23 protein-coding genes and 2 pseudogenes are annotated in these 24,352 nt (G+C 59.1%); 17 read left to right on the top strand and 8 right to left on the bottom strand.

What is annotated here, in order from left to right:
* Positions 1–34: 34 nt before the first annotated feature.
* The 3 genes from groL to IG616_RS14145 all read left to right on the top strand — a co-directional run bounded on the left by groL (position 35) and on the right by IG616_RS14145 (position 3,586).
* Positions 35–1,657, top strand: coding sequence for a chaperonin GroEL (groL, locus tag IG616_RS14155; RefSeq protein ID WP_192148806.1), 1,623 nt, complete (start codon positions 35–37; stop codon positions 1,655–1,657).
* Between the two features lie 57 nt (positions 1,658–1,714).
* The gene (locus tag IG616_RS14150; RefSeq protein ID WP_192148805.1) at positions 1,715–2,539 is read left to right on the top strand and encodes a universal stress protein; all 825 of its coding nucleotides are present in this window, start codon (positions 1,715–1,717) and stop codon (positions 2,537–2,539) included.
* A 93-nt stretch (positions 2,540–2,632) separates the two neighbouring features.
* Positions 2,633–3,586, top strand: coding sequence for a hypothetical protein (locus IG616_RS14145; RefSeq protein ID WP_192148804.1), 954 nt, complete (start codon positions 2,633–2,635; stop codon positions 3,584–3,586).
* Here IG616_RS14145 and IG616_RS14140 read toward each other — a convergent pair.
* Entirely contained in the window at positions 3,531–4,511 is a 981-nt protein-coding gene (locus tag IG616_RS14140; protein WP_192148803.1) for a ribose-phosphate diphosphokinase, read from the bottom strand. The genes IG616_RS14145 and IG616_RS14140 overlap by 56 nt on opposite strands.
* 273 nt (positions 4,512–4,784) lie before the next feature.
* Between IG616_RS14140 and IG616_RS14135 the strand changes: the two genes are divergently transcribed.
* From IG616_RS14135 to IG616_RS14125, 3 genes are all read left to right on the top strand, one after another.
* Positions 4,785–5,321, top strand: a complete 537-nt coding sequence (locus IG616_RS14135) for an Hsp20/alpha crystallin family protein (protein ID WP_192148802.1) — start codon at positions 4,785–4,787, stop codon at positions 5,319–5,321.
* A gap of 181 nt (positions 5,322–5,502) precedes the next feature.
* Entirely contained in the window at positions 5,503–6,021 is a 519-nt protein-coding gene (locus tag IG616_RS14130) for a flavodoxin family protein (RefSeq protein WP_192148801.1), read from the top strand.
* Positions 6,018–6,683: a phosphoribosyltransferase gene (locus tag IG616_RS14125; RefSeq protein WP_192148800.1), complete on the top strand. Its 666-nt coding sequence runs from the start codon at positions 6,018–6,020 to the stop codon at positions 6,681–6,683. The genes IG616_RS14130 and IG616_RS14125 overlap by 4 nt, the downstream gene beginning before the upstream one ends.
* Positions 6,684–6,708: 25 nt before the next feature.
* On the opposite strand, the gene IG616_RS14120 is transcribed toward IG616_RS14125, so the two are convergent.
* Positions 6,709–6,996, bottom strand: coding sequence for a hypothetical protein (locus tag IG616_RS14120; protein ID WP_192148799.1), 288 nt, complete (start codon positions 6,994–6,996; stop codon positions 6,709–6,711).
* Positions 6,997–7,230: 234 nt separating this feature from the next.
* On the opposite strand from IG616_RS14120, the gene IG616_RS14115 reads away from it, so the two are divergent.
* Positions 7,231–8,214, top strand: a complete 984-nt coding sequence (locus IG616_RS14115) for a zinc-dependent alcohol dehydrogenase family protein (RefSeq protein WP_192148832.1) — start codon at positions 7,231–7,233, stop codon at positions 8,212–8,214.
* Positions 8,215–8,444: 230 nt separating this feature from the next.
* On the opposite strand, the pseudogene IG616_RS23140 reads toward IG616_RS14115, so the two are convergent.
* Positions 8,445–8,564 (bottom strand): annotated as a pseudogene (locus IG616_RS23140) (poly-beta-hydroxybutyrate polymerase N-terminal domain-containing protein); the annotation flags it as partial.
* A 195-nt stretch (positions 8,565–8,759) separates the two neighbouring features.
* Positions 8,760–9,155, bottom strand: a complete 396-nt coding sequence (locus IG616_RS14105) for a phasin family protein (RefSeq protein ID WP_192148798.1) — start codon at positions 9,153–9,155, stop codon at positions 8,760–8,762.
* Between the two features lie 60 nt (positions 9,156–9,215).
* Here IG616_RS14105 and IG616_RS14100 point away from each other — a divergent pair, with 60 nt between their 5' ends.
* The gene (locus tag IG616_RS14100) at positions 9,216–9,434 is read left to right on the top strand and encodes a hypothetical protein (protein ID WP_192148797.1); all 219 of its coding nucleotides are present in this window, start codon (positions 9,216–9,218) and stop codon (positions 9,432–9,434) included.
* A gap of 36 nt (positions 9,435–9,470) precedes the next feature.
* Positions 9,471–9,968, top strand: coding sequence for an EF-hand domain-containing protein (locus tag IG616_RS14095; protein ID WP_192148796.1), 498 nt, complete (start codon positions 9,471–9,473; stop codon positions 9,966–9,968).
* A 200-nt stretch (positions 9,969–10,168) separates the two neighbouring features.
* On the opposite strand, the gene IG616_RS14090 is transcribed toward IG616_RS14095, so the two are convergent.
* Both IG616_RS14090 and IG616_RS14085 read right to left on the bottom strand, forming a co-directional pair.
* Positions 10,169–10,453 carry a hypothetical protein gene (locus tag IG616_RS14090; RefSeq protein WP_192148795.1) on the bottom strand — a complete coding sequence of 95 codons (285 nt, stop codon included), beginning with the start codon at positions 10,451–10,453 and terminating at the stop codon, positions 10,169–10,171.
* Positions 10,443–10,898 carry a host attachment protein gene (locus IG616_RS14085; RefSeq protein WP_192148794.1) on the bottom strand — a complete coding sequence of 152 codons (456 nt, stop codon included), beginning with the start codon at positions 10,896–10,898 and terminating at the stop codon, positions 10,443–10,445. The genes IG616_RS14090 and IG616_RS14085 overlap by 11 nt, the downstream gene beginning before the upstream one ends.
* Before the next feature lie 505 nt (positions 10,899–11,403).
* On the opposite strand from IG616_RS14085, the gene IG616_RS14080 reads away from it, so the two are divergent.
* Genes IG616_RS14080 through IG616_RS14070 form a run of 3 tightly spaced genes read left to right on the top strand, consistent with a single transcriptional unit; the run spans position 11,404 to position 16,341 of the window.
* A complete protein-coding gene (locus IG616_RS14080) occupies positions 11,404–12,408 on the top strand; it encodes an HlyD family secretion protein (RefSeq protein WP_192148793.1) in 1,005 nt (334 codons plus the stop codon).
* 7 nt (positions 12,409–12,415) lie between these two features.
* Positions 12,416–15,211 carry a ribosome-associated ATPase/putative transporter RbbA gene (rbbA, locus tag IG616_RS14075; protein WP_192148792.1) on the top strand — a complete coding sequence of 932 codons (2,796 nt, stop codon included), beginning with the start codon at positions 12,416–12,418 and terminating at the stop codon, positions 15,209–15,211.
* Positions 15,212–15,216: 5 nt separating this feature from the next.
* Complete coding sequence (locus tag IG616_RS14070; RefSeq protein WP_343072373.1) at positions 15,217–16,341, top strand: ABC transporter permease; 1,125 nt, start codon at positions 15,217–15,219, stop codon at positions 16,339–16,341.
* A 312-nt stretch (positions 16,342–16,653) separates the two neighbouring features.
* On the opposite strand, the gene IG616_RS14065 is transcribed toward IG616_RS14070, so the two are convergent.
* Positions 16,654–17,787: an ROK family transcriptional regulator gene (locus tag IG616_RS14065; RefSeq protein WP_192148830.1), complete on the bottom strand. Its 1,134-nt coding sequence runs from the start codon at positions 17,785–17,787 to the stop codon at positions 16,654–16,656.
* A 299-nt stretch (positions 17,788–18,086) separates the two neighbouring features.
* Between IG616_RS14065 and IG616_RS14060 the strand changes: the two genes are divergently transcribed.
* The 5 genes and pseudogenes from IG616_RS14060 (at position 18,087) to IG616_RS14040 (ending at position 23,879) form a co-directional block, all read left to right on the top strand.
* Positions 18,087–19,079 (top strand): ABC transporter substrate-binding protein, encoded by a 993-nt coding sequence (locus tag IG616_RS14060; RefSeq protein WP_192148791.1) that lies wholly within the window; start codon positions 18,087–18,089, stop codon positions 19,077–19,079.
* A gap of 130 nt (positions 19,080–19,209) precedes the next feature.
* Positions 19,210–20,292 (top strand): ABC transporter ATP-binding protein, encoded by a 1,083-nt coding sequence (locus IG616_RS14055; RefSeq protein ID WP_192148790.1) that lies wholly within the window; start codon positions 19,210–19,212, stop codon positions 20,290–20,292.
* The gene (locus IG616_RS14050; protein WP_192148789.1) at positions 20,289–21,968 is read left to right on the top strand and encodes an ABC transporter permease; all 1,680 of its coding nucleotides are present in this window, start codon (positions 20,289–20,291) and stop codon (positions 21,966–21,968) included. The genes IG616_RS14055 and IG616_RS14050 overlap by 4 nt, the downstream gene beginning before the upstream one ends.
* A gap of 80 nt (positions 21,969–22,048) precedes the next feature.
* Positions 22,049–22,996, top strand: coding sequence for a protein phosphatase 2C domain-containing protein (locus IG616_RS14045; protein WP_192148788.1), 948 nt, complete (start codon positions 22,049–22,051; stop codon positions 22,994–22,996).
* Positions 22,997–23,134: 138 nt separating this feature from the next.
* Positions 23,135–23,879: pseudogene (locus IG616_RS14040) on the top strand (IS30 family transposase).
* 296 nt (positions 23,880–24,175) lie between these two features.
* Here the strand turns inward: IG616_RS14040 and IG616_RS14035 are convergent.
* Positions 24,176–24,340 (bottom strand): hypothetical protein, encoded by a 165-nt coding sequence (locus tag IG616_RS14035; RefSeq protein ID WP_192148786.1) that lies wholly within the window; start codon positions 24,338–24,340, stop codon positions 24,176–24,178.
* Positions 24,341–24,352 lie beyond the last annotated feature (12 nt).

The raw sequence follows: 24,352 nt of genomic DNA, 5'->3' as shown, positions 1-24,352 counted from the left end.
CGCAAATCGGAAGATGTTGCGAAAGGTAACTCAAATGGGTCATAAGAAAGTACTTTTCCGTTCGGCCGCCCGGGAGAAAATCCTGAAGGGAGCTTCGCAGCTCGCAGATGCGGTCCGGATAACCCTCGGTCCACGCTCCAAATCGGTTCTGATCGAACGCAAATGGGGCGCTCCGATCGTCTGCAATGACGGCGTAACGATCGCGAAGGAATTCGACCTTCAGGACCCGGAAGAAAACCTCGGCGCGCGCATGTTGCGCCAGGCTGCAGAAAAGACGGGCGAGATGGTGGGCGACGGTACGAGCACGTCCACCATTCTGGCCCATGTCATCTTCTCGGAGGGACTGAAGAATGTTGTTGCCGGGGCCAGCGCGATCGAACTCAGGAGGGGCCTCGACCGGGCGGGCGCAGCCGCCATCATAGCCCTGAAAGCGATTTCAAGGCCGGTAAAAACCAGACGGGAAAAGGAACAGGTCGCGACCATCTCCGCGCACAACGACCCGATTATTGGAGAACTTGTTGGTGCTGCTATGGAGAAGGTTGGCAATGAAGGCGTCATTACCGTCGAAGAATCCAGAACGACTGAGACCGTTCTCGATGTCGTCGAGGGAATGCAGTTCGACCGGGGTTATCTGTCACCATATTTCGTCACGAATGCCGACAAGATGGAGGCCGTCCTGGAGGATGTCTCGATCCTGCTGGTTGACAGGAAGATAAGTGCCGTCAACGACCTGGTCGGGTTGCTGGAAGCGGTCGCAAAGACCGGAGCGCCACTACTCGTTGTCGCGGAGGATGTGGAACGCGACGCTCTGGCAACGCTGATCGTCAATCAGATCCGGGGCACCTTCCGCAGCTGCGCCGTAAAGGCTCCTGGGTTTGGCGACCGGCGCAAGATGATGCTGCAGGACATTGCTGTGCTCACTGGCGCCCAGGTGATATCCGAAGACCTGGGTTTGAAGCTCGAAAACGTGACACCGGCGGAACTGGGGCACGCGAAAAGAGTCTTAATCGACAAGGAAACGACCACTATCATCGGTGGAGACGGTGCGAGCGCGGCCATCGAGGCGCGGGTCGAACAGATCCGCCACGAGATCGAGAAGTCGACCAGCGATTACGACCGGGAAAAACTGCAGGAAAGGCTGGCCAAGCTCTCTGGCGGCGTTGCGGTCATTCGTGTTGGGGCTCCGACGGAATCTGAAATGAAAGCCCGCAAGGAAGCCCTCGACGACGCCATCAGTGCGACCAAGGCGGCCATCGCCGAAGGGATCGTGCCGGGAGGCGGAATGGCCCTTCTGAGATGCATATCCGCAGTGGAAAGTGAAGAGACACAATGCGAGGGCGACGAGCGGACCGGCGTCAGGATCCTCCGTAAGGCTCTGGAAGCACCGACGCGCCAGATTGCTGAGAACTCCGCGGTCGACGGCGGTGTCGTGATCGCCCGGATGCGGGATGCCAAGAACGATACAGGGTTTGATGCCGCCAGAAACGAATACGTGGACCTTATGGAAAGCGGCATCGTCGACCCGACGAAGGTCATCAGGGTCGCGCTCGAAAACGCGATCTCGGTCTCGGGCGTCTTGCTGCTGACCGAAGCGACGATGACCGAACTGCCTGAACCCGTGAGAGACCGGCTTCCGGAACCCGACATGATGGCATGAGTGGCGAGCTAAGCCGAAGGCGGCCTGGATACAGTCGGACAGCTGAAAGGAAACTTGATGAATTACAATGTCCTTATGGTTCATCTCGATATTGACGACCCCTCCGACCAGCGCATTCAAATAGCGTGGCAGATGGCCGAGGAATTCGAGGCGGATCTCATCGGCTTTTGTGCCTGTAACACCTACATGCCGGCCCCCGTGGACGGCGATGGCGGGTTCGAGGCGCAATTTCTCGTCCAACAGACGGACGATATCAACCGGCATCTCACGATGCTTCGCGACCGGTTCGAGCAAGTGACCGGAGATAGCGAGCGTGCCACCTGGCGCGGGCTTGTCGGCGATCCAACAGGTCTCTTGACAAAACATGCCCGCGCCGCCGACCTAATCGTTAGCGGCCGTTTGGAAGAGGATCTTCAGAGTAACGATTTCCGAAACGTCGATACCGGGAGCCTGGTGCTTTCATCTGGCCGCCCTGTTCTGCTGGCAGGCGGCGATAAATCCTCGTTTTCAGCCGACAGGATTCTGATCGGCTGGAAGAATACGCGCGAAGCGCGCCGCGCGGTCATCGACGCGCTGCCGTTGCTCAGACGTGCGTCGGATGTCTTGCTGGCGTCTGTCGAAGCCTCGCTCAATGATGAGGTGAAAGAAAGCATCGCAGACGTGGTGCGCTATCTGATGAAGCACGGGGTCAAGGTACGTTCCGAGATCCTGTTGTCGTCCAGCCATGTGGGCGATACCCTGCTCGGGACAGCACATGCCATGAAGGCAGATCTGATCGTCGCGGGCGGCTTCGGTCACAGCCGGCTTCGGGAATGGGTCTTTGGCGGTGCTACCAGAACCCTGATTGCCGATGGCAGCGTCCACAGATTCCTGTCTAACTGATCCATGGTTTCGCTGGAGAGAAAAGTCGCATTCCTCTCCACGGTAGACGCTTATCGCGGAAAGACCCGGTCTGTCGAAGCGGTGGAAACGCATATGGCCTGGGTGTTCTTGACGGACACCGAGGTCTATAAGCTGAAAAAGCCGGTCAGATACCCGTTTCTTGACTTTAGCACCCTGAAAAAACGGTACCAGATCTGCGGGGAGGAGCTTCAGCTCAACCGCAGGCTCGCGGCGAATACCTACAAGCGAATACAAGCCCTGCGCGCCAATGCCCTCGGCCAGCTGGCTCTGGACGGAACGGGCCGCATAGTCGACTGGCTCGTCGTCATGAACCGTCTTCCCGAGGAGAGCTCTCTGGAACGCCGTATTCTCGGCGATCGGTTGACACGCCGTGAAGCCGGGCATCTAGCGGATATCTTGTGTGAGTTTTATGCCATCGGAGCGGACGGCACCGTGTCTTCTGCCGAGTATCTCGCTCACCTGGAAAAGGAGCATAACGAGAACCGCAAGATCCTGCTGCAGCCGGCTTTTGGCCTGGCATCCCATGTGCACGGGCCGCTTGACCGCCTGACGTTGGCGTGGCCGATCCTAAGGCGGGAGATAGAAAGGCGGGGCAGAAATGGGTTCCTGGTAGAAGGGCACGGCGACCTTAGGCCCGAACATGTCTTTCTTGCGCGGCCGCTGCAGATCATCGACTGCCTGGAGTTCAATCGCTCAATGCGTATTATCGACCCCTATGATGAGGTCAACTACCTGGGACTGGAGTGCGGCATCCTCGGCGCGGGCTGGGTGCGGCCCTTTCTCCTGCGGCGCTTGTCCGGTAAGCTCGGTCATCCGCCATCAATTGAGCTGCAGGCTCTTTACGGTGTGTTCCGCGCACTGCTGCGTGCCCGTATCAGTCTGTTGCATCTGGCGGAAAGCCCGGTGCGTCATCAGCAGGTCTGGATACCGAATGCAAAGCGCTATCTGGCATTCGCCGAACGGGAGAGCTTTAGTCTTCCATGCCCAGAAGCGAAGAGATCGGCTCGCCCGCATCAAGAAGTCTGACGGCATCTGCGATCAGGGGACCGACGGGCAGGATACTGATTGCGGCATCAGGATAAGCTCGCGCGGTTTCGCCTGCGCACGAGACACTGTCTGTCAGGACGATGCCAGTGAGCAGAGAGCTTTGAAGGAGGTTCTGCGAACCCGGACCCAACAGACCATGCGTTGCGATGACGTGAACAGAGCGTGCGCCACGGTCTCGGCAGGCTTCTGCGGCCCGGAGCATTGTTCCACCCGACTCGATCATGTCGTCGACAATGAAAACCGCATGTCCCTCGACGTCGCCCGCGAAGAGATCACCGGACACCTTACCGCGGCTGCGACGCTTTTCCATGAAACCGAACCCGGCGGACGCGCCCGTTTCTGCTTCGAAAAGCTCCCTGACAAGCTGCGCTCGCTTGATGCCACCGCCGTCGGGCGAAAACACTGTCACCTGTGAGGCTCCGGCGGCCTGTCCTATCGCTCGGCAAAAGAGCCGCTTCGCGCTCAGGTGAACGGTCTCGCAACGGAATGCGTTCTGGAAGGCGGCAACATTATGCACATCGAGCGTGATTACGCGATCGGTTCCGACCGCCTCGAACAGGGTTGCGATATAGCGCGTGGTGACAGGATCGCGCGCCTTGGTCTGCCGGTCCTTTCGTGAATAGGCGAGATAGGGAACGATCGCCGTCACGTGCTTGGCACCATTCTGACGGCAGGCGGCAATGAAGAACAGAAGCCGGCACAGTTTGTCGTTCACGGAGGACGCAGGCGTTCCATTGAGACTGTGGATCACATAAACGGCCTCGCCTCGCACGCTGACGAGCGGGCGCGCCTTATGCTCGCCGCCGGTGAACTCCCGTTCTTCGTGAGCCGCAAGATCGGCTTCCGAAGCGTTGGCGACGGATTTCCCGAGTAGTTCTGAACCGTGCATGGCAAAGATACGCATGACACCTGATTAGCAGCTTTCGAAGCTTTTGGATTGATGGCCGTCAATGATAGCGCCAGAAGAACCGGCTTTCATGGAACTCTCTACGGGACGCATCTGCCGATCTCCTGCCGGCATGCCAGTCTTTTGCCGGCTTGCCAGTCTTTCGGCTCAGCTCCCGGATGAGGCGGTCGGCCTTGCGGAGAATGCCCGGACCGGCCGCGCCTGATATCAGCGGCGGGCACTGCAGCCATCAACCTGTATCAGTTCGTCAATCAACCAGGAGTGAAAGCCATGGCCGAAGCAGCCACCAAATTGCCGGTGAAGACCGAGGAAAAGACCGCACCTGCTCCTAAGACCGGCTGGTCTCCATTTGAAAACCTCCATCGTGAGATCGACCGTCTGTTCGACAATTTCCACCCGTTTGGCTGGCGGCGGACCGCACGTCCCTCGTTGTTTGACATGGAATTCGACTGGCCACGCCAGGACGCGTGGAACTTTGCACCGGCGATGGACCTTGTCGAAAAGGAAAAAGGCTACGAGATCAGTGCGGAATTGCCCGGCATGGAAGAAAAAGACATCGAAATCAAACTGTCGAACGGTTCGCTGACGATCAAGGGCGAAAAGAGCGAGGAAAAGGAAGAGCGCGAAAAGGAATATTACCTTTCCGAGCGCCGCTATGGCTCGTTCCACCGCAGCTTCGCCCTACCAGCCGGTATCGACACCGACAAGATCGATGCGAAATTCGCGAAAGGTGTTCTGACTGTCACCCTGCCGAAAACGAAAGAAGCCCGAAGCCAGGAAAAGAAGATCGGCATCAAGGCGGAATGAGCGGACCTTTTCGGGAGCCGCTACTCGTCATCGTGCAGTGTCGTCTGGCAGTCTGCTCCCCGGCCGGCGGGCTGCCTGTTCATCGAACCGGAAAGGTCTCTGCTGCTTAAGGGCTTACCTCAGTCAGGTGGAATCTCTTCTTTGAGTTGTCATCCGAACACGGACAGAAGGGACCGGCATCATGGCCAAGTGTCTGATCGTCTTCTATTCAAGAACCGGACATACGTACGGGGTCGCAAGGGCGATTGCCACCGGGCTTGAGGGGGACCTGGAACAGCTGGTGGAACGGCGGTGGCGAGGTTATCTGGCCGCAGGCCTTGGAGCGGTCCTAAGACACAAGGTGCAGCTGAAGCCTGTCATCAGCGATCCCGAAACTTATGACCTCGTCATTTTAGGAACACCGGTCTGGGTTGGTTGTCTGCCCCCCGCGATGCGCAGCTATATCGCAGCGAATGCAGATAAATTCCACGAGATCGCTTTCTTCTGCACGGAAGGTGGCTGGGGAGCCCGGAATATGTTCCGCCAAATGGAGCGCCAGTGTGGCAAATCTCCGCTGGCAACCCTTGAGATCACCGAGACAGACCTCAAGTCGGGCGGCCATGTCTCGAAAACAAGTGCCTTTGTCAACACCGTCAAGGTTCGATGCTCAGCCACCACGGAGGTTCTGAGGGACTATATAACCGCGGAGACTGGCTCATGATTTTCCGGAACCGCACCGAGGCGGGAAGACTGCTCGCAAGGGCACTGAACGCCTATCGCGGCAAAGACGCCGTTGTGCTGGCATTACCGCGCGGAGGTGTTCCCATCGCTTGCGAGATCGCCCGGTATCTGGGTGCACCGTTGGACCTTCTGCTGGTTCGAAAGCTAGGTGTCCCTTCACAGCCGGAACTGGCGATGGGCGCGATTCTGGAGGGTTCGCCGCCAATCGTCGTGCGCAATGAAAACGTCATTCGGCAAGAATGGATCCCAGGTACGAAGTTCAACGCCGTTTGCGAAAAGGAACTCGCGGAGATCGACCGGCGGCGCCGGATCTATCTCGCCGGACGGTTGCCAATGAATGTCGCGGGCAAGACCGTCATCATCGTTGATGACGGAGTGGCAACCGGAGCAACCATGAAGGCTGCAATCAAGGGACTGAGGAAACGAGAGCCGGGCCGTATCGTGGTGGCCATACCGGTAGCGCCTGCCGATACCGCTAGCGAACTGCGTCTGCTCGCTGATGAGGTCATCTGTATCGATGAACCGGTTGTTTTCGGTGCAATCGGCAATTTCTACGATGATTTCACCCAGTTGAGCGATGACGATGTTATCGCTCAACTGGAAGACCTCCGATCCTCGTCTGCTCGCAGTGGTACAGCCTAATGGTCCGGTCTTTCAAATCCGGCAATCACAGCCTGAAAACCTGAAATGGGCCGACATATTCAACCCTCAAACCGTTATCGCGTGCGTTACTGATAAGGTGATTGAGACTTGTAAGGTCAGTTGTCGTCACCTCGCTCCGGCCACTTGAAAGTTCAAAGCTGGCCTTCGACCTGGCCCACTCGAATCCCTTTCTGGAAATTACAGCGATCTGCCAGACGGAACTCTCGACCGATTTCACCCGAAAATCTGGCCACCACGGGTCCTTCACGGCTTCCGTTCCCGGATCAAGATTTTCTGCCGCCTTGTTTGCCATCTTGGGTTCTCCTCACCATCACCCCGCGCCTCCCTCTTCAAGCCATGATGATAAGGGCTTGCTGCACTGTCATTGACGCCCGTCAACGCGACAAATGACAGTCGAGGAAATGATTTCGAAGCTTTCGGCGTAAATCCAGGCGAGAATGGCAAATCGCATGTGGCGTGTGCTTTCCCTCAACTGCTGATGCACCGAAGATCGCTTCAACTTCTCCAGAACTCGGGACGGCTGCTCATGAAGGCAATGGTACTCAAGTTTCCTCGAACCCCGCTGGTTCTCGAAGAGCGCCCGGATCCGGAACCTGGTCCCGGCCAGATCTGTGTTGAAGTCGAGGCATGCGCGGTTTGCCGGACGGACCTGCACGTCGTTGACGGAGATTTGCCGAAGGCCAAGCTGCCGGTCATTCCCGGACATGAAATCATCGGCCGTGTTGCAGCCGTGGGCGAGACCGTCACGCGGCTCGAACGCGGGCAACGCGTCGGCATACCCTGGTTGGGTCACACTTGCGGATATTGCGAATTCTGTATCGAAGGAAGAGAAAACCTCTGCGATGAACCCCAATTTACCGGCTACACCCGCGATGGCGGATTTGCGTCGCATGTGATTGCGGATGCAGAATTTGCGTTTCCGATGAACGGCTTCAACGATCCCGCGGCCGCCGCGCCCCTGATGTGTGCCGGCCTGATCGGCTGGAGATCGTTAAAAATGGCCGGCGACGGCACCAGAATTGGCCTTTTCGGCTTTGGTGCTGCTGCGCATATTCTGATTCAAGTTCTCAACTGGCAAGGCCGGTCGGTTTATGCCTTTACGCGAGCAGGCGATGACGAAGCGCAGCACCATGCGCGGTCGCTCGGCGCGGTCTGGGCGGGAGGTTCCAATGAGGCGCCGCCGGATAGGCTTGACGCGGCCATTCTGTTCGCACCTGTCGGAGGCCTCGTGCCGCTTGCCCTCAAGTCGGTCAAAAAGGGAGGCCGTGTGGTTTGCGGCGGTATTCACATGAGCGACATACCCTCTTTCCCTTACCGCATCCTGTGGGAAGAGCGTCAGCTTCTTTCTGTGGCCAATCTCACGCGCCAGGATGCCGCCGAATTCTTGGAAATAGCCCCGCAGGCAGGAGTCAAAACCAGCATTACAAGGTATCCGCTTGTGCGCGCGAACGAGGCGCTGGAAGACCTGCGCTCCGGCCACTTTCGAGGGGCCGCCGTACTCATTCCATGAAACGAAAAGGAATGCGTGACGCTGGTGCTATTTCATTCTCACATGGCTCCAGGTGCGCCGCATAGTGAGGAAATCCCCTCCCCGGGCTCCCCACGCGTCGAGCAGCGGCCGATCCCGGCGAATTAGGATTGATTCAGGACATGCAGAACACGGTAGAACCCTATCTATCCAACAAGATAACGGATAAGGGCGTTGGCCGGGGAGAGGTCGAGCATATAATACTTTATGATTCAGGGTGGGATAATCAGGGACCGGCGCGGCTTGGACGACGTCGGTTGCAGGACCTGCTGCTGCGTGCCGGGAGAAATCGCCAGATGCAGCCCCCAGTCCTTCCAGGCTTGAACGACTGATCGGCGAGATGCCCAAGGTCAGGCACGCTAACGCAGCATGATGGAGCCTGTCCGCCACGTCCTACAGGTCTTCTCCGAACTTCCTAGCCTTCGGAATCGTCATCGGAATACACAAGTTCGTTGCCGGAATAGCCCGTTAGCGTCCAGCCTGGGTCAAGTCCGTTTCCTCAGCTCTTCCGGGACTGTTGTTCTCGATCAGCCCGCACCGGAACCAGCCGATTTAAAATCGCCAGCGAGTTCCGCAGACTTTTTCTCGACGTGGTTCACCGCATCGACAGCCATTCGCGATCCAATGCTGACGACTTTCACGGTTTCCTGCGAGTAGTCGTCGATGGCTTCCTGCACGAATTCGGTGACGCTGGTAAACACTTCAGGTGTTTCCCGTTTCTGAGAAATCTGATCGAGGAAAGCCACGTCCTTGCTCAGACGGTTCCTCAGGAAGTCCAGCATCTCGATCTGGCTTTCGAGCGCCGCCTTTGCACATTTGGTCTGCAGTCCCGCCATGAACATAAGCGGATTGCCGTCACTCAAGGTGAATGGGTTCCAGTTTTCGGCAAAACCGGGATGACGCTTCGTCGATTTGCTCACCATCTGTCATGCTCCTGCTGAGACCTAGGTTGTCAGGCCGAGGGGACAACTTGGCGGAGTTTAATGGCCGGAACCCAAATATCGTTGACGGGCATCAATCTGGCGGCGTTTTGCGATCTTTTCTTGTTCGGGAGAAGCTCAGGAGAATTGACGGCTGCTGCATCGCGCCTGGCTCGTGCCACAGGTCCCGCCTGGGAAACCTTGCCAATAGACCAAAACGCCATGCTTAAACATCAATTGATTGATGCTCATCAACGACGGCCTTTTGCACTCAAACAATGATCAGTCAGAAATGAGATACATCGTTAGAGATTGATCATGTACAGCAAATTCTCCATTGCCTTGGTTCTCGTGACGGCGCTGTCCGTATCGGAGTCGGCCGCCCAGTCAAACAGTCAGGTGCCGGGGGCGAACTGGGGTATGGGTTCCGGCATGATGGGCGGGGGCATGGGCCCCAATGGCCGTGGCAGGTTTGCGGTCATCGATCTGAATGACGACGGCCAAATCAGCGACGAAGAGGCAGCAAGCGCCGCGCTGGATGTCTTTCTGGCCATGGATGCCGATGACGACGGTGAACTTACCAAAGAGGAATATATGACCGTCCGCATGGGATACGGCCAAGGCTGGAAACCAGCAAGACAGGCGGAGATGCAGGAACGCAAGAGCGCTAGGTTCGGCGAAATGGACACCGACAAAAACGGCTCAGTATCGAGAGGAGAATTCCTCGATGCAGCAAAGGCGCATCATGCGTCCGCCGATGCGGATGGGGACGGCAATGTATCTCCTTGGGAGCACCGGCGTCGCAACTGGTACTGAGTCCACACCCTAGGCGGCAATTTCTGCAGCCAACGAAGGTCACTTGGTTCGAGTGAATGAGCGAACAGGCGATCTCAATGCATTGTTTGCTATGGCAAAGATCAACGGCCCCTCGACTGGAACTGAAGCGCAGCGTTCTTCCGAAGGCGGTTACAGATGTCCGATATGCAACGGTTCGGTCAGAGAAGAACATGCACATTTCAGATGCATGAGGTGTGGAATGATCGTCGAGACCTGCTGTGAAGGTGCTCCTGCTGCACAAGCATGGCCTGAAAATCCCAACTGCGAATATAAAGCGCGGCTCTCCGCGCGGAGCCGCCCCAAGGCTGGAGCGGCGTAGGATCAAATTGAAAACGAGCCGCTTCGACCCTTCTCCCGAACAAGACCTGCTTCAAATTATCTTCCACCGCTTCGCTTGACGCGTTGCGCTTCACGTATTCGCGCTCGCCAATAAATTGCCTCCAAGTGCCGAGGTCATCCGGCATGAGCTAACTTCATCAATGCGTCCTGCAGCTCGCCCTCGGGAAGGCTGGTCAGATCCTTGGCCACCTCGCGTGAAACGACGGATTTCAGCGTCTCCGGAAGAATTTTCCTCAAAATGCCTAACATCCTGGGCTCGGCAACGATCACGAGGTGATCGAACGCACGCTCGATACGAAAGGCCTCCAACTTGTCGACGAGCATCTCTGCAAGCCGCTCCTGTTGCTCGTGGACTGGGTCGGAGTGATACTCCATTGCGGAGCGCCGGTTATCGTGCGAGGAAAAGCTTCTGCCGGGCCGGTCGGACATGATCTCACCGAGACGCTCATGTTCCCGCTCGAAAACAATGTCCTCCTGGCGGTTATTTGTTTCGCTATTTCGCATGACTTCGCGAACAAGGCGCGCCTTCGCCCCATCTGTTACGAGAAACCAGGTCTTTGGCCGCTTCATCTCGAGAACTCCTATCAATAGACCTTGAATGCGCGGATACTCTGCTTACCTGTCAATCCGAACTTTTCGAAACAGCATGAAGACGTGAACACATCAGCCGCCATCAGCGCGTTCTCGCGCTTCGGCAAGGTGGTGAAATGTCTTTCAATTTAGGCAAAAACAGAGCGGTGCCATTGACGCTCGTCAATTCGTATTCGCCTCTTGGCGTCCCACTCCCGTTGCAAGAGCCTGTCCTTCCCAGGAACGCCCTATCTGCATGGGCATCCATCCCATCGGCGCAATGCGTTGCGCGCGACCTTTCTCAATCTGTCTTGGCGTTGATTCAGGTCAAGTCAGTGGGGTGCAGCCTGCCGTAACTTTCAAAGAAGCGAGCATTACGACCCAGTGTAAGTGCACTTGCCAGTTTGAATGGATAGCAAGTGAAAATCATCGCACGTCACTCTTAAGTCCGTCTACCTGAGCAGTTTTCTGTTCTGCGGAAGTTAATAGCATCAGGATTTCGAACATGCGTCTTGGCTATCTCTTTGGGGTCGTCGTCGTCGCTGTAGCCGGCCTCGGCGGAGGTTTCTACTACCAAAGGCTGCAGGAAGACCATGTACTTGACGGATTCTATCGCATCAATGGCCGGATCGAGGTCGAACGCGTCGACGTCGCGACGAAGGTGGCGGGCCGGGTCCAGAAGGTTTTGATCGAAGAGGGCGACCGCATCGCCGCCGGCGCGATGGTTGCGCAGATGGACGTAGCCGAGCTCCTCGCGGAGAAGGCCTCGGCAGAGGCGGCTGTCTCCCAGGCCCTGCAGCAGCAGGCAGAGGCAACGGCCACGGTCTCGATCCGCGAGGCGGATCTCCGGCTCGCAGAAATCTCCCTGGATCGTGTCTCTAAGCTCAGGCTTGGCGACACGGTTGCCCAGTCCGAGCTCGACAGCCGCCAGGCCGAGCGCGACGTCAAGGCGGCTTCACGGGAGGCGGCGAAGGCGGCCGTCGGCACCGCGTCCGCGGCTGTCGAGGCAGCCCGGGCCCGGCTGCGGCAGTTAGAGGCGACGCTCGACGACATGACCCTGAGCGCGCCAGTTGGCGGCCGGGTCGAGTACAAGCTGGCCCAACCGGGAGAAGTGCTGCCGGCCGGCGGGCGGGTTGCGACGCTGCTCGACCTTGCGAGCGCCTATATGACGGTATTCCTGCCGACCGAAACCGTAGGCAGGGTCGCCTATGGCGACGAGGCGCGGGTCGTGCTTGATGCCCTCCCCGGCTATGTGCTGCCGGCGCAGGTGTCCTTCGTGGCGGCGGAGGCGCAGTTCACGCCGAAATACGTCGAGACCGCCGATGAGCGCCAGAAGCTGATGTACCGGGTCAAGCTGCGGTTTCCGGCCGACCTGCTCAACCGCTACGACGCCTATGTGAAGGCGGGACTGACCGGTAACGCCTATGTCCGGATCGATCCGGCGGCGGTCTGGCCGGAGGAGTTCCAACTGCGGCTTCCGGAGATTTCCGGCAGCAGCGCGCAGCGGTGAGGCTGTCATGACCGCCGTGACTGCAGAGGCGGCCGTCCGGGTCGAGGGGCTCGGCCACTCCTATGGGGGCACGCAGGCGCTCTCTGATGTCGGGCTGTCTATGCGGCCCGGAGAGACGCTGGCGCTGGTCGGGCCGGACGGGGTTGGCAAGTCGAGCCTCATGGCGCTGATCGCTGGCGTCAAGAAGATCCAGACGGGCACCGTCGACGTTCTGGGCGGCTCGATGGCCGATGCAAGGCATCGCGACGGGGTAGCGCCGAGGCTCGCCTTCATGCCTCAGGGCCTAGGCAAGAACCTCTACCCGAGCCTCAGCGTCGTCGAGAACGTCGATTTTTTCGCTCGCCTCTACGGCGAAGGGGCCGAGGAACGCGGGTGGCGGATCGAGCGGCTGCTCACGGCGACGGGCCTGGCCCCGTTCCCGGACCGGCCGGCCGGCAATCTCTCCGGCGGCATGAAGCAGAAGCTTGCGCTGTGCTGTGCCCTGGTCCACGACCCGGACCTTCTGATCCTTGACGAGCCGACCACCGGCGTCGATCCGCTGTCGCGCCGGCAGTTCTGGGAGCTGATTGGTGAGATCCGCGAGGACCGGCCGGCGATGACCGTCATAGTCGCCACCGCCTATATGGAGGAGGCGGCGCGATTCGGCCGGCTTATTGCGATGAACGGCGGCCGGATCCTGGCCGACGGATCCCCGGCGGAGCTGCTGGCGCGGACCGGCGCGTCGTCTCTGGAGCAGGCCTATGTCGCCTTGTCATCGGGTGAGCAGAGCGGCGGGCTGAAGACCTTCGTCGTGCCACCTCGCGTCGCGCGTGACGGGCCGCCGGCGATCGAGGCGCACGAACTGACACGGCGCTTCGGCAACTTCACGGCGGTCGACCACGTCAGCTTCCGCATCGCGCGCGGCGAGATCTTTGGCTTCCTCGGCTCCAACGGCTGCGGCAAGACGACAACGATGAAGATGCTGACCGGGCTCCTGGCGATGAGTGAGGGTTCGGCAGAACTGCTCGGGCAGCCGATCGACGCCCAGGATCTGACGGCCCGGATGCGGGTCGGCTACGTGTCACAGTCGTTCTCGCTCTACGAAGAGCTCACGGTCGTCGCCAACCTCACACTGCACGCGCGGCTCTATCGCCTCGAAGAGGGGCTGGCGCGGCGGCGGATCAACGAGGCCCTTGAGCGGTTCGGCCTCACGCCCTTTGCCGAGGAAGCGCCGGCGCGGCTGCCTCTCGGCATCCGGCAGAGGCTGCAGCTTGCCGCCGCCGTGCTGCACCGGCCAGAGGTGCTGATTCTCGACGAGCCAACCTCCGGCGTTGACCCGGCCGCGCGCGACCTGTTCTGGCACTTCTTGGTCGAGCTGTCGCGCGACGAGGGCGTGACGATCTTCGTCTCAACCCATTTCATGAATGAGGCAGAGCGCTGCGACCGCATCTCGCTGATGCACGCGGGCCGGGTGCTGGCTATCGGCCGGCCGGAGGAACTCACCGCTGCCATGAAGGCCGACACGCTCGATACGGCCTTCATTCGATATCTGGAGGTGGAGGAGGCGGAACGCGGCGGCGGAGCGGCGTCAGTGACGGTGGCGGCCAACCCGATCACGGTGGCCGGGAAGGCGTCGCCAGCAATGCCGAATGGCGGGGGGGATGACGAGCGCGCGGCGGGCATGAGCAAGACAGCCGGTGCCGGTTTCGCGCGCATCCGCGCTTTCGCCTTCCGCGAGGCGATCGAACTGTTGCGCGATCCGATCCGTCTCGCCTTTGCCCTGCTCGGGCCGCTCGTCCTGATGACGGCCTTCGCTTACGGCATCTCGTTCGACGTGGAAGACATAACCTTCGCCGCGCTCGACCGCGACCGCAGCGCTGAAAGCCGCGACTTTCTCGAAGGCTTCCGCCACTCGGCCTATTTCCACGAGCAGCCGCCGCTGGCCGGCGACGGTGAGATTGAGCGGCGCCTGCGCTCCGGTGAGGTCAGGGTGGTGATCGACATCTCGCCCGGCTTCGGCTCCGATCTGCTCGCCGGCCGCATACCCGAAGTCGCCTTCCTGCTCGATGGCAGCAATCCGTTCCGCGCGGAGACGGTGAGAGGCTACCTCAGCGGCGTGGTGCTCACCTACGCGAAACAACTCGCCATGCGCGAACTCGGCTCGGTGCCGGACGTTCTGCCAGTCTCGATCGAGCCCAGGTTCCGCTACAATCAGGCCTTCCGCTCGGTGTTCGCCATTACGCCGGGCATTATCATGCTGCTTCTCGTCCTGATCCCGGCGATGCTGACGGCCGTGGGGGTGGTCCGGGAAAAAGAACTCGGATCGATCTTAAACGTCTATGCCTCACCAGCATCAATCGCCGAATTCCTGATCGGCAAGCAATTGCCCTATATCGCCGTTGGCTTCATCAGCTACCTGACGCTGATCACGCTCGCCTGGTTGCAGTTCGGCGTCGTTGTGTCCGGCTCGCTCGCGGCCCTGACCTTTGGCGCCGCGCTCTATGTGTTCGCCGCCACCGGCTTTGGCCTCCTGATGTCGAGTTTTGTGCGCTCCCAGGTGGCAGCTATCTTCGCAACGGCGATCCTGACGGTCACTCCGGCGGTCAACTTCTCAGGGTTCATGTATCCCGTCTCCAACTTGGAAGGCATGGGCCGGATCGTCGGCCAGGCCTTTCCGGCGCTGTGGTTCCAGACCATCAGCATCGGCTGCTTCGCCAAGGAGATGGGCTTTATGGAGTTCCTCCCGGAGTATCTGGCCCTCATCGGTTTCGGGGTGGGGTTTCTGACGATCGCCTGCCTCATTCAGACCAAGCAGGAAAGGTGACACCGGTGCGTTGGCTGAAGAACGTGTTTTACCTCGGCCTCAAGGAATTCTCGTCGCTCAGTCGGGATGCCGTGATGATGTTCCTCATCACCTACTCCTTCACCTTCGCGGTCTACGAGGTGGCGACCGGCGTCCAGACCGACGTGAAGAACGCCTCGATCGCTATTGTCGACGGCGACCACTCCCAACTGTCACGGCGGCTCGCCGATGCCCTGCTGCCACCGTACTTCAACACACCGGTGACGATCGATCGCTCGGGCATCGACCAGGCGATGGACCGCGGCACCTACACCTTCGTGATCGACGTCCCGCCGGGCTTCGAGCGCGACATCCTGGCGGGGCGCACTCCGGGCGTGCAGGTCAATGTCGATGCGACGGCCATGACTCAGGCCGGCAACGGTTCGAGCTATATCAGCGAGATCGTGAGCCGGGAGATCGCGCGTTTCCTCATAGAAGCAGGTGTCGAGGCCAGCCTGCCGGTCGACGCTGTGGTCCGGACCTGGTTCAACCCGAACCTCGACCCGGTCTGGTTCAACGCCGTCATGCAGATCATCGACAATCTTACCATCCTCTCCGTGATCCTGGTCGGCGCAGCTGTGATCCGCGAGCGCGAGCACGGCACGATCGAGCATCTTCTCGTCATGCCTGTCGGGCCGAGCGAGATCGCCTTCGCCAAGGTCTGGGCCAATGGCCTGGTTGTGCTTTCGGCGACGATGCTGTCACTCGTCCTGATGGTGCGCGGCGTGCTCGGCGTGCCGGTCCACACCGCAGGACTCATGTTCTTCTCCGGCGCCGCCCTCTACATCTTCGCCATCACCTCGCTCGGCATTCTGCTTGCAACGATTGTCCGCTCGATGCCGCAGTTCGGGCTCCTTGCCATGCCGGCCTTTGTCGTCATGAACATGTTGTCTGGCGCAATCACGCCAGTCGAGAACATGCCGGAGGCGCTGCAGGTCATCATGCAGGTGTCGCCAACCCTGCATTTCGTCGCCTTCGCCCAAGCCGTGCTTTACCGCGGCGCCGATTTCCAGACGGTCTGGCCGCAGTTCCTGGGCATGGCGCTGACCGGCGGGGCGTTCATGGCTTTGGCGCTCGCCCGATTCCGGGCGATGCTGGCGACCCAGGGATGACACGCGCGATTTTTCTCCATCTTCCCCCTTGAATTGCCCTGACGAGAGTACGAAACCTAAATGCCTGGCTCGAAACTCTCTCAACAGACGCAATAGCTTGCGATGTGCCGCCCGACGGTCCACTTGCCGATGCGGCCGAGAGGGCGCATCCTGGGCACAGGGTCTGGATCGAGGCCAAGGTGACCGGCGCTCCACTTTATCCGTAAGCGATGTCGCCGTCGCACATTGACCACGATCTCTTGTGCCGGTCAGTTCATCTCTGCCCGGGTGCGCGCTATTCCCAAGACCTGACGGGCGGAAGACCTTTACCGCTCAAGACCATCCCTTGAGCGCCCGGCCTGAATAATAGCTCGGGGTCGTGGCGCGGTAGAGCGGGATGGTTGCTGCACCAAGATGAGGATTGTCGCTCATATCCGAAAGCCGGATTTCCGGTGGTTCCACATGGAAGTCCTCTCCCAGTATTTCCAGGGAGCCGAGATGCTGGACGAAATGGCGGATGATCCAGTCGGGCAATGATCCGCCAAATACGATCGCGCCGGGATCAAGTGTCCTGGCGACGGTCAAGGACAGGCTGCGCAACTGATCCGTAGCTCGGTCCAGCCACTCGCGCATGCCTGGGTGTTCGCGGTAGCTTTCATCAATTTCACGCAGGCGGCGGATTTGAACCCCCGAGTTGGTCAGAAGATTGCAAAGATCCTGGCCAGAGGGCCGCGGGTGAGATTTCGGGAAAAGACCGCCGAATTCCCCGGCATTGCCGTTTGTCCCCCGGTAGAGTTGACGCTGGACGACCACTGCGCCGCCGATGCCGTAGGTCAGCCAGATCATCACGAAGTTGCGCAAGTTGCGCCCGGCTCCATAGTAGAGTTCCGACAAGATGGCAGCCTTGCCGTCGTTTTCGTGGAACACGGGCATTCCGAACAGGGGCTCGAAGTCGGCGTTCACGTCGACATCGTGCCAACCTGCAAATTGCGGAATCTGAAAGACATGGCCCGGATTACGCGAAAAATGGCCGGGAAAGGATAGCCCGCAGCCCAGCAGCCTGTCCTTATCGATTCCCGCCTTTTTGATCACCTTTCGAACTGAAGGTACGGCCAGCCCCATAATGTGGTTGAAACTGTGATCGTGCAGTTCCTGGATGTGTTCTGCCCGGATGTGCCCTTCAAGATCGGCAACACAGACACGAATGTCATCCGGATTGAAGTAAACGCCTACCGTGAAGAGACCATCGGGGTTGAGCTTCACGGCGGTCTGCGGTTTGCCGCGGCCGTTTGGGGCTCTGGGCTCTGCTTCTTCCAGAATCAGTCCGTTGTCGATCAGGCTGCATGTGAGGCGGGTCAAGGTCGGCGCAGAAACCTCCAGCTCACGGGCAAGCTCGCTGCGCGACAGTCCGCCTTGCCTCCGGAGCATTTCAATCACGCGGCGCTCATTATAACCCAGATTGATCAAACCGATCCTCACAGCTTTTGATCTCTGTTTCCTCCACTAGCCGAGATCGGGCTGACAAGCACCAAAAATTTCATTTGTTACAATCAGGTGGCTTGCATGTCTGGTAGTTAGGCGTCTTGATAACCAATCAATATCAATAACTTACATCAATTATGACAGTTTCACGAATATCTGCTTGACTTATTTACTTACGTAACAAAACTTATTAGCAGCCTTTCATCTGGCGGATCCGATCAATGATAAGAACGACAAGCGGATCGGGATGGAGAGCAGGGAACCAACAGTGATGGGAGTTCAAAATGAGCAACTTCAAGAAAATCCGCACCGCGGCAGCGCTGACTGCTGTCCTTCTCGGCACCACGTCCTATGCCATGGCCGATGGCACCGTCGTCGTCTATTCCGCAGCGCCGCAGCAGCTGATGGACGAGCTTTTGCCGCTGTTCGAAGCAAAGACCGGTACCAAGGTTGAACTCATCAAGGCCGGTTCCGGCGAGCTGATGAACCGCCTGAAGGCCGAGGCCGACAAGCCGGCCGGCGACGTGATCTGGAGCGTTGATGGTACCGTCATCGACTTCTCCGCAACGCTTTTCGAGCCCTATGAGCCGAAGGAAGCTGCCGCGATCAATCCTAAGTTCACGCCGAGCAAGAACTGGGTTCCGTTTACCGCGGTGGTCACCGCTTTCATCGTCAATGAAGATGCGCTCAAGGGTGCTCCGGTTCCCACCTCCTGGGCAGACCTTGCCAAGCCTGAATACAAGGGCCTGATTTCTTCTGCCCGCGTCGACAAGTCCGGCTCCGCCTATATTCAGCTGGCGACCGTTCTTCAGGACTTCCCGACCGAGGAAGAAGGCTGGGCTGTCTACAAGGGCCTTCTGACCAATTCTGTTCTGTCCGCCTCCTCCGGCGCGGTGCCGCGTTTCGTCAATGACGGGGAACAGGCCGTCGGTATCACCCTGGAAGACGCTGCCCTGCGCTACAAGATTGGCGGCGCCAATGTGAAGATCGTCTATCCGAGCGAGGGCACGGCCATTGCCCCGGACGGAATGGCGCTGGTGAAGGGCGCGCCGAATGCTGAAAACGGCAAGGCTTTCATCGACTTCATCGTTTCCAAGGAAGCACAGGCTGCCGTTGCCAAGGCTGGCCGCCGTCCGATCCGTACGGACGTTGCCTCCAACGAGGAGTTGATCCCGCTCGATCAGGTTCCGGATGCGGAATATGACTTCGCCTGGGCCGCCGACAACCGCGCGCGCCTGCTCGAAGCCTGGAACGACCTTCTTCTCGACCTGGAATAACCCTGACTCAACCCTGACTCAACCCTGACTCTGGTCCCCTGAAACGGGGATAGCCTGCTCATGGCTATCCCCGTCTTTTTCCTGAAAAATCAAATGAATTGCCCTCACCGGGCAAACGGAGTCCCTTTGCATGGCCGCTGTCGAGATTTCGAACATCCGCAAGAGTTACGGCGACGTTCTTGCCCTGTCAGGCATCAACATCTCGATCCCCTCCGGATCCTTCTTCACCCTTCTCGGGCCAAGCGGCTGCGGCAAGACCACGCTTCTGCGCACGATTGCGGGCTTTCATCAGCAGGACAGTGGCGGCATCAGCGTTGAAGATCAGGCCATCGAGCACATGCCCGCTCACAAGCGTGATGTCGGCATGGTGTTTCAGGACTATGCCGTCTTCCCGCATATCAGCGTCTATGACAACATTGCCTTCGGCCTGAAGCAGCGCAAGATCGCCAAGAGCGAGATCGCCGCTCGGGTTGGCAAGATCCTGGATGTGGTTCAGCTCACCCCCTACGCAGCGCGCATGCCGCACGAACTCTCCGGTGGCCAGCAGCAGCGCGTGGGTCTGGCCCGGGCGCTCGTCATCAATCCCAAGGTTCTCCTCATGGATGAGCCTCTCTCGAACCTGGATGCGAAGCTGCGCGTGGACCTGCGCCGGGAAATCCGCTCCATCCAGCAGTCGATGAATATGACCACGGTCTACGTGACACACGATCAGGAAGAGGCGCTGGCGATGTCCGACATTGTCTGCGTCATGTTCGGCGGTATCATCCAGCAGGCAGCCGCGCCCTGGGAGGTCTACAACAATCCGTCCAACCGCTTCGTGGCGTCCTTTGTCGGCGCGAACAACTTTCTCGGCCTTTCCCTGTCTGGTGCCGGTGCCAGCATTGCTGGCCTGGCTGTGAACCTGCCGCAGGCGGCGGCGCTGACTGCTGGCGGGACCGTTGTCGCGGCCATCAGGCCGGAGTTCATCTCCATCAATCCGGGCAGCATCGCACCGGACATGGTGACCTTGAAGGCACGGATCCGGCAAGTCAGCTTCACGGGCCGCGAGCTCACGGTTGCTGCCGTCCTGCCCTCCGGGGAAGAAATCGAAGCGATCACCGCGCCGTCCGAAGGTGTGCTGGCCCTTCACACGGATGACGAGGTCACCCTCGCCTTCCCGGCCAGCAAGGTTCAGCTCTTTGCAGATGGTGTCACGGGAGCACGGCTGTCATGACGAGCCTCGCCATGTCCCCCCTGGCGGGAAAACTGCGCATGCCGGGTTTCTGGACGGTCGTGACCGTTCTGGCCGTGCTGTTGCTTGCCGTTTTCCTGATCCTGCCGATCCTCAACGTTTTCGCAATCAGCTTCTTCGATGCGAAATCCGGCGAACTCGGCATATCCAACTACATTCAGGTCTTCTCGCGCAGGTACTACACCACGGCACTCTGGAACACGCTGATGATCGGTGTTCTGGGCATGCTTGGAGCTTGTCTGATCGGCGTGCCGCTTGCCTTCTGCACTTCGCGGTATCGCATTCGCGGCCGGGCCGTGATTGCGACCTTTGCCGTGCTTGTGCTGTGCGCCCCTCCCTTCATCGGTGCCTATGCCTGGATCATGCTGTTCGGCTCGAACGGTGCCGTGACCAATTTCCTGGAGCAGTTCGGCATCAGCGTTCCCACGATCTACGGCATTCCCGGCATCGTTCTGGTCTTCAGCCTGAAGTTCTTCCCCTACATCTATCTGATGACTGAAAATGCGCTGAACACGATCAACAAGTCGTTTGAGGATGCGGCGGAAAACCTTGGCTGCACCGCTTTCGAGCGGTTCATGAAGGTGACCCTGCCGCTGGTTTTCCCGGCGGTCAGCACCGGTGCAATCATCTGCTTCGTCCTGTCGATCGCGGATTTCGGCACGCCGGCCATCCTGGGACAGGGCGTGCGGACACTCTCGACCATTGCCTATTCGCAATACACTTCCGAAATGGCCGGAACCCCGACGATGGCGGTCACCATTTCCATGGTCATGATCGCGATTTCCATGGGAGCCCTGCTGCTTCAGCGCCGCATCCTGGCGAAGCGCCGCTATGCGGGCGCCATGACCAACCGGCCTGTCAAGAAGTCGATGCCGCCTTCGAAGTCGCTGCTGGTGCACGGGTTCTGCTACTTCGTGGTTTTCATCGCCATGCTGCCGTCCTTCACCGTGGTCTACACCTCGTTCCTGGCCACCAATGGTCCGGTCTTCACGGGCGGCTTTGGTCTCGACAGCTATGCACGCATCCTGCGGGATTCCCCTGCTGCAATCACCAACAGCTTCCTCTTTGCCCTGGCGGCAGTGGTGCTGATTGCGATCGTCTCGGGTCTCCTGTCTTTCATCGTGGTGCGGCGGGACAATCTGGTCGCCGGCTCGCTCGATCTCCTGCTTATGGTTCCTTACCTTATCCCGGGCATCGTGATGGCGATCGGATATGTTGCGACTTTCCGCCATCCGCCCTTCGATATCACGGGAACGGCGTTGATCATCGTGCTGATCGTCTTCATCCGGCGTCTTCCCTATGGGGTTCGTTCGACGACATCGATCCTGCGCCAGATCAAGCCTTCGATCGAAGAAGCGGCCGTTAATCTGGGGGCTTCTCCCGCGAAGACCTTCACCTCCGTGACGGTTCCGCTGATGATGCCGGGTCTGATCATCGGCTCGTTGATGAGCTTCATCACCGCGATCAATGAACTGTCCTCGACCCTGATCCTCTACACCTCGAAGACCATCACCATGCCGGTGCTGATCTACATTCAGGTGATCGACGGCGAATTCGGAACGGCCGCAGCGCTTTCGACAGTGCTGTTGCTCAGCACGGGCCTTTGTGTCTTCGCTGTCTTCCGTATGTCGGAAAGCAAGGAATCTGCTTTCGTCTGATCGCGAAGGCCTCTCAGTCTCCCCGTCTGGTTCTCTGGTGCAGCGCGCCGGGCGGGGCAACGCGTCTTGAAGGAATGCCCATGAACATCGAGGCGATCTCGCGTTCAAAATACAAGACCGGCAATCGGCCGGGCGACGATTTGATCTTGATTGAGCCGGATCAGGTGCTGGCCGTCTTTGATGGCGCCACGGATCCGACTGGCGCGGATTATCAGGGGGAGAGTTCCGGCCGGATTGCTGCTCGCGCCGCTGCCCGCTGCATTTCGGACTTGCGGGCAAAGAACGCCCTCGACACCGGAAGCGCGGGTTCGATCTTCCAGGCCGTCAGCGATGCCGTTAAAGCTGCGGCGGAGGATTGCCGGATCGCGCATCCTCCCTCAACGACTGCCGCCATTGCCGTGAAGGGCAAGGACAGTGTCCGCATTCTGGCGCTCGGTGACACGGGTGTGCGGATCAATGGCAAGTCGGTCTATCAGCATCACAAGATCATCGACACGGTAAGCACTGCCGCGCGCGTTGCCGTTTTCAAAACCCTGACGTCCCGGATGGGTGTTACGGATGAAGCCGAATATGCGACCCGGCGCACGATCTTTCTGGGGCTTGCAGCTTCGATTGATGAGGGCCGGCTGAGCCAGGAGGAAGCCTCCGAAGCCATGGAAGCGGCGGCACGCGCCTCGGGGCTGGACCTTGGACTTATTGCCGGCTTCCTGATGGGAGGCATCCGCACCCAGTTCCACTATGCCAATGCACGGCACGAGCTGGGCTATGCCTCCTTGAACGGAAGCTGTGTCCTGAGCGAGGGAGTGACGGACATCCGTCTTGCCGCTGATGAAATCGAAACCATCGAGATCTTCTCCGACGGATATGTTTCCATTCCCAGCACAGGTGCGACCTGCGCTGACTGGGAAGCCGAGTTTGCCCGTGTCGAGCAGGTTGACTTTCACAAGACGCGCCTTTTCCCGGCAGTCAAGGGATCGACATCGATCGAGACTTGCGACGACCGCACGGTGATTTCAGCGAGCTTCTAGGCCTAGGCATTGTAAAGTTAAGCGTTTCCCAAGGCGCGAGTCTTTAAAACTCAGCTCAAAAAACACCTGAGGTGCGCGCTATTTCCAAATGCGGCTTCTGTTTGAATTCAATACGTTATCAGACAGGAGCAAGTCATCATGGGCTTGAGTTACAGCCATTTCTCGCGTGAAGAGCGACGCAAGATCGAGCGCTGGCGCCAGGCAAAAGTGTCTCCCGCGACAATGGCGAAGATCTTCGGACGCCGCCGCTCGGAGACTTTCCGGGAATTGAAACGCAACCATTTTCAAGATGACCAGCTGCCGGGTCCTTGGTTATTTTGCTGTGGTGGTATCAGCCGGCCTATCGAAAGTCTCGCAAGCCCAGACGGGCGAGAAAGCGCCTGCCCCCCAAATTCCATCGTGACATCAGCATGCTTGGACCAACGGCAAGGCGATTTAATGTTGTTCAAACAGCACTTTAGTGCTGGCAACGTCACGTCCCAGGTAGAACCCGTCACCCGGTTCACCGTGCTTTTGAAGAACGGCAACAGGAAAACGCATTTGGTGCCCGGCAGGGTCATCGAAGCGATGCGCCACCGGGCAATCCGGCCGCGAAAATCTATCCCGTTCGACCGTGGAGCCGAGTTTACAGCTTGGCCGCATCCTCAGGCAGAGATTGGGACCAGACCTGGTTCTGTGATCCCTCTGCGAACTGGCCAAAAAGGCACCGTCGAAAACACCAGCCGGCGCGCCCGGCGATGACTTCCCCGGAAACTCAATATGAGCCGGGTCACCGGTCCTGAGTTGAAAGGGATCTGTGACCCGGTTCAATGCGGCGCAATGGAAATGCCTCGTATGGAAGACGCCGGCCGAAGTGTTCAGGCAGAAGATGCCAGCGAAATGAGAGGACGCCCCCTGCCCTTGCAAACCGCAGAAGTCGCGCCTCAGCTATCGCTCATTGGTCATTTGCGCGGCCTAGGCGGGTCAAGGCATGGCGCTGATCCCATATGGCCTGATTGCCTATGAACTTACTGCCGACGGGCTCGTCAATCCCCGGGGGGACCGGGCCACCGGAGTAACCATGGATACTGGTTCACCAAGACGGTCAACATTCCCGCAAGCCAGTCGATGCGACTTTTTAAACAGTGGCTGCATGATGGGGCCCATTCGACGAAAGATTAAATCGGTACCATCCCGGCATCAGCTGGCGAGAGGCTTCAGGGCATCGCCATCCAGACGGTAGAAAAGCTTGCCGGGATTTTGCTGTCCGCTAGTGCTGTCATAGAAGCGCAACAGGCGCTCGTCATTCGCATCGGTGGTCCAACGTGCTGTTTCGCGGCAAATAAACGGGTCAAATTGCCCCAAGAGCAGGGGCTC

The organism is Roseibium litorale, assembly GCF_014842915.1.
GTDB classification, from domain to species: domain Bacteria; phylum Pseudomonadota; class Alphaproteobacteria; order Rhizobiales; family Stappiaceae; genus Roseibium; species Roseibium litorale.
Note: the sequence above shows the minus strand (reverse complement) of the source record. Positions and strands in the feature narration are given on the sequence as shown.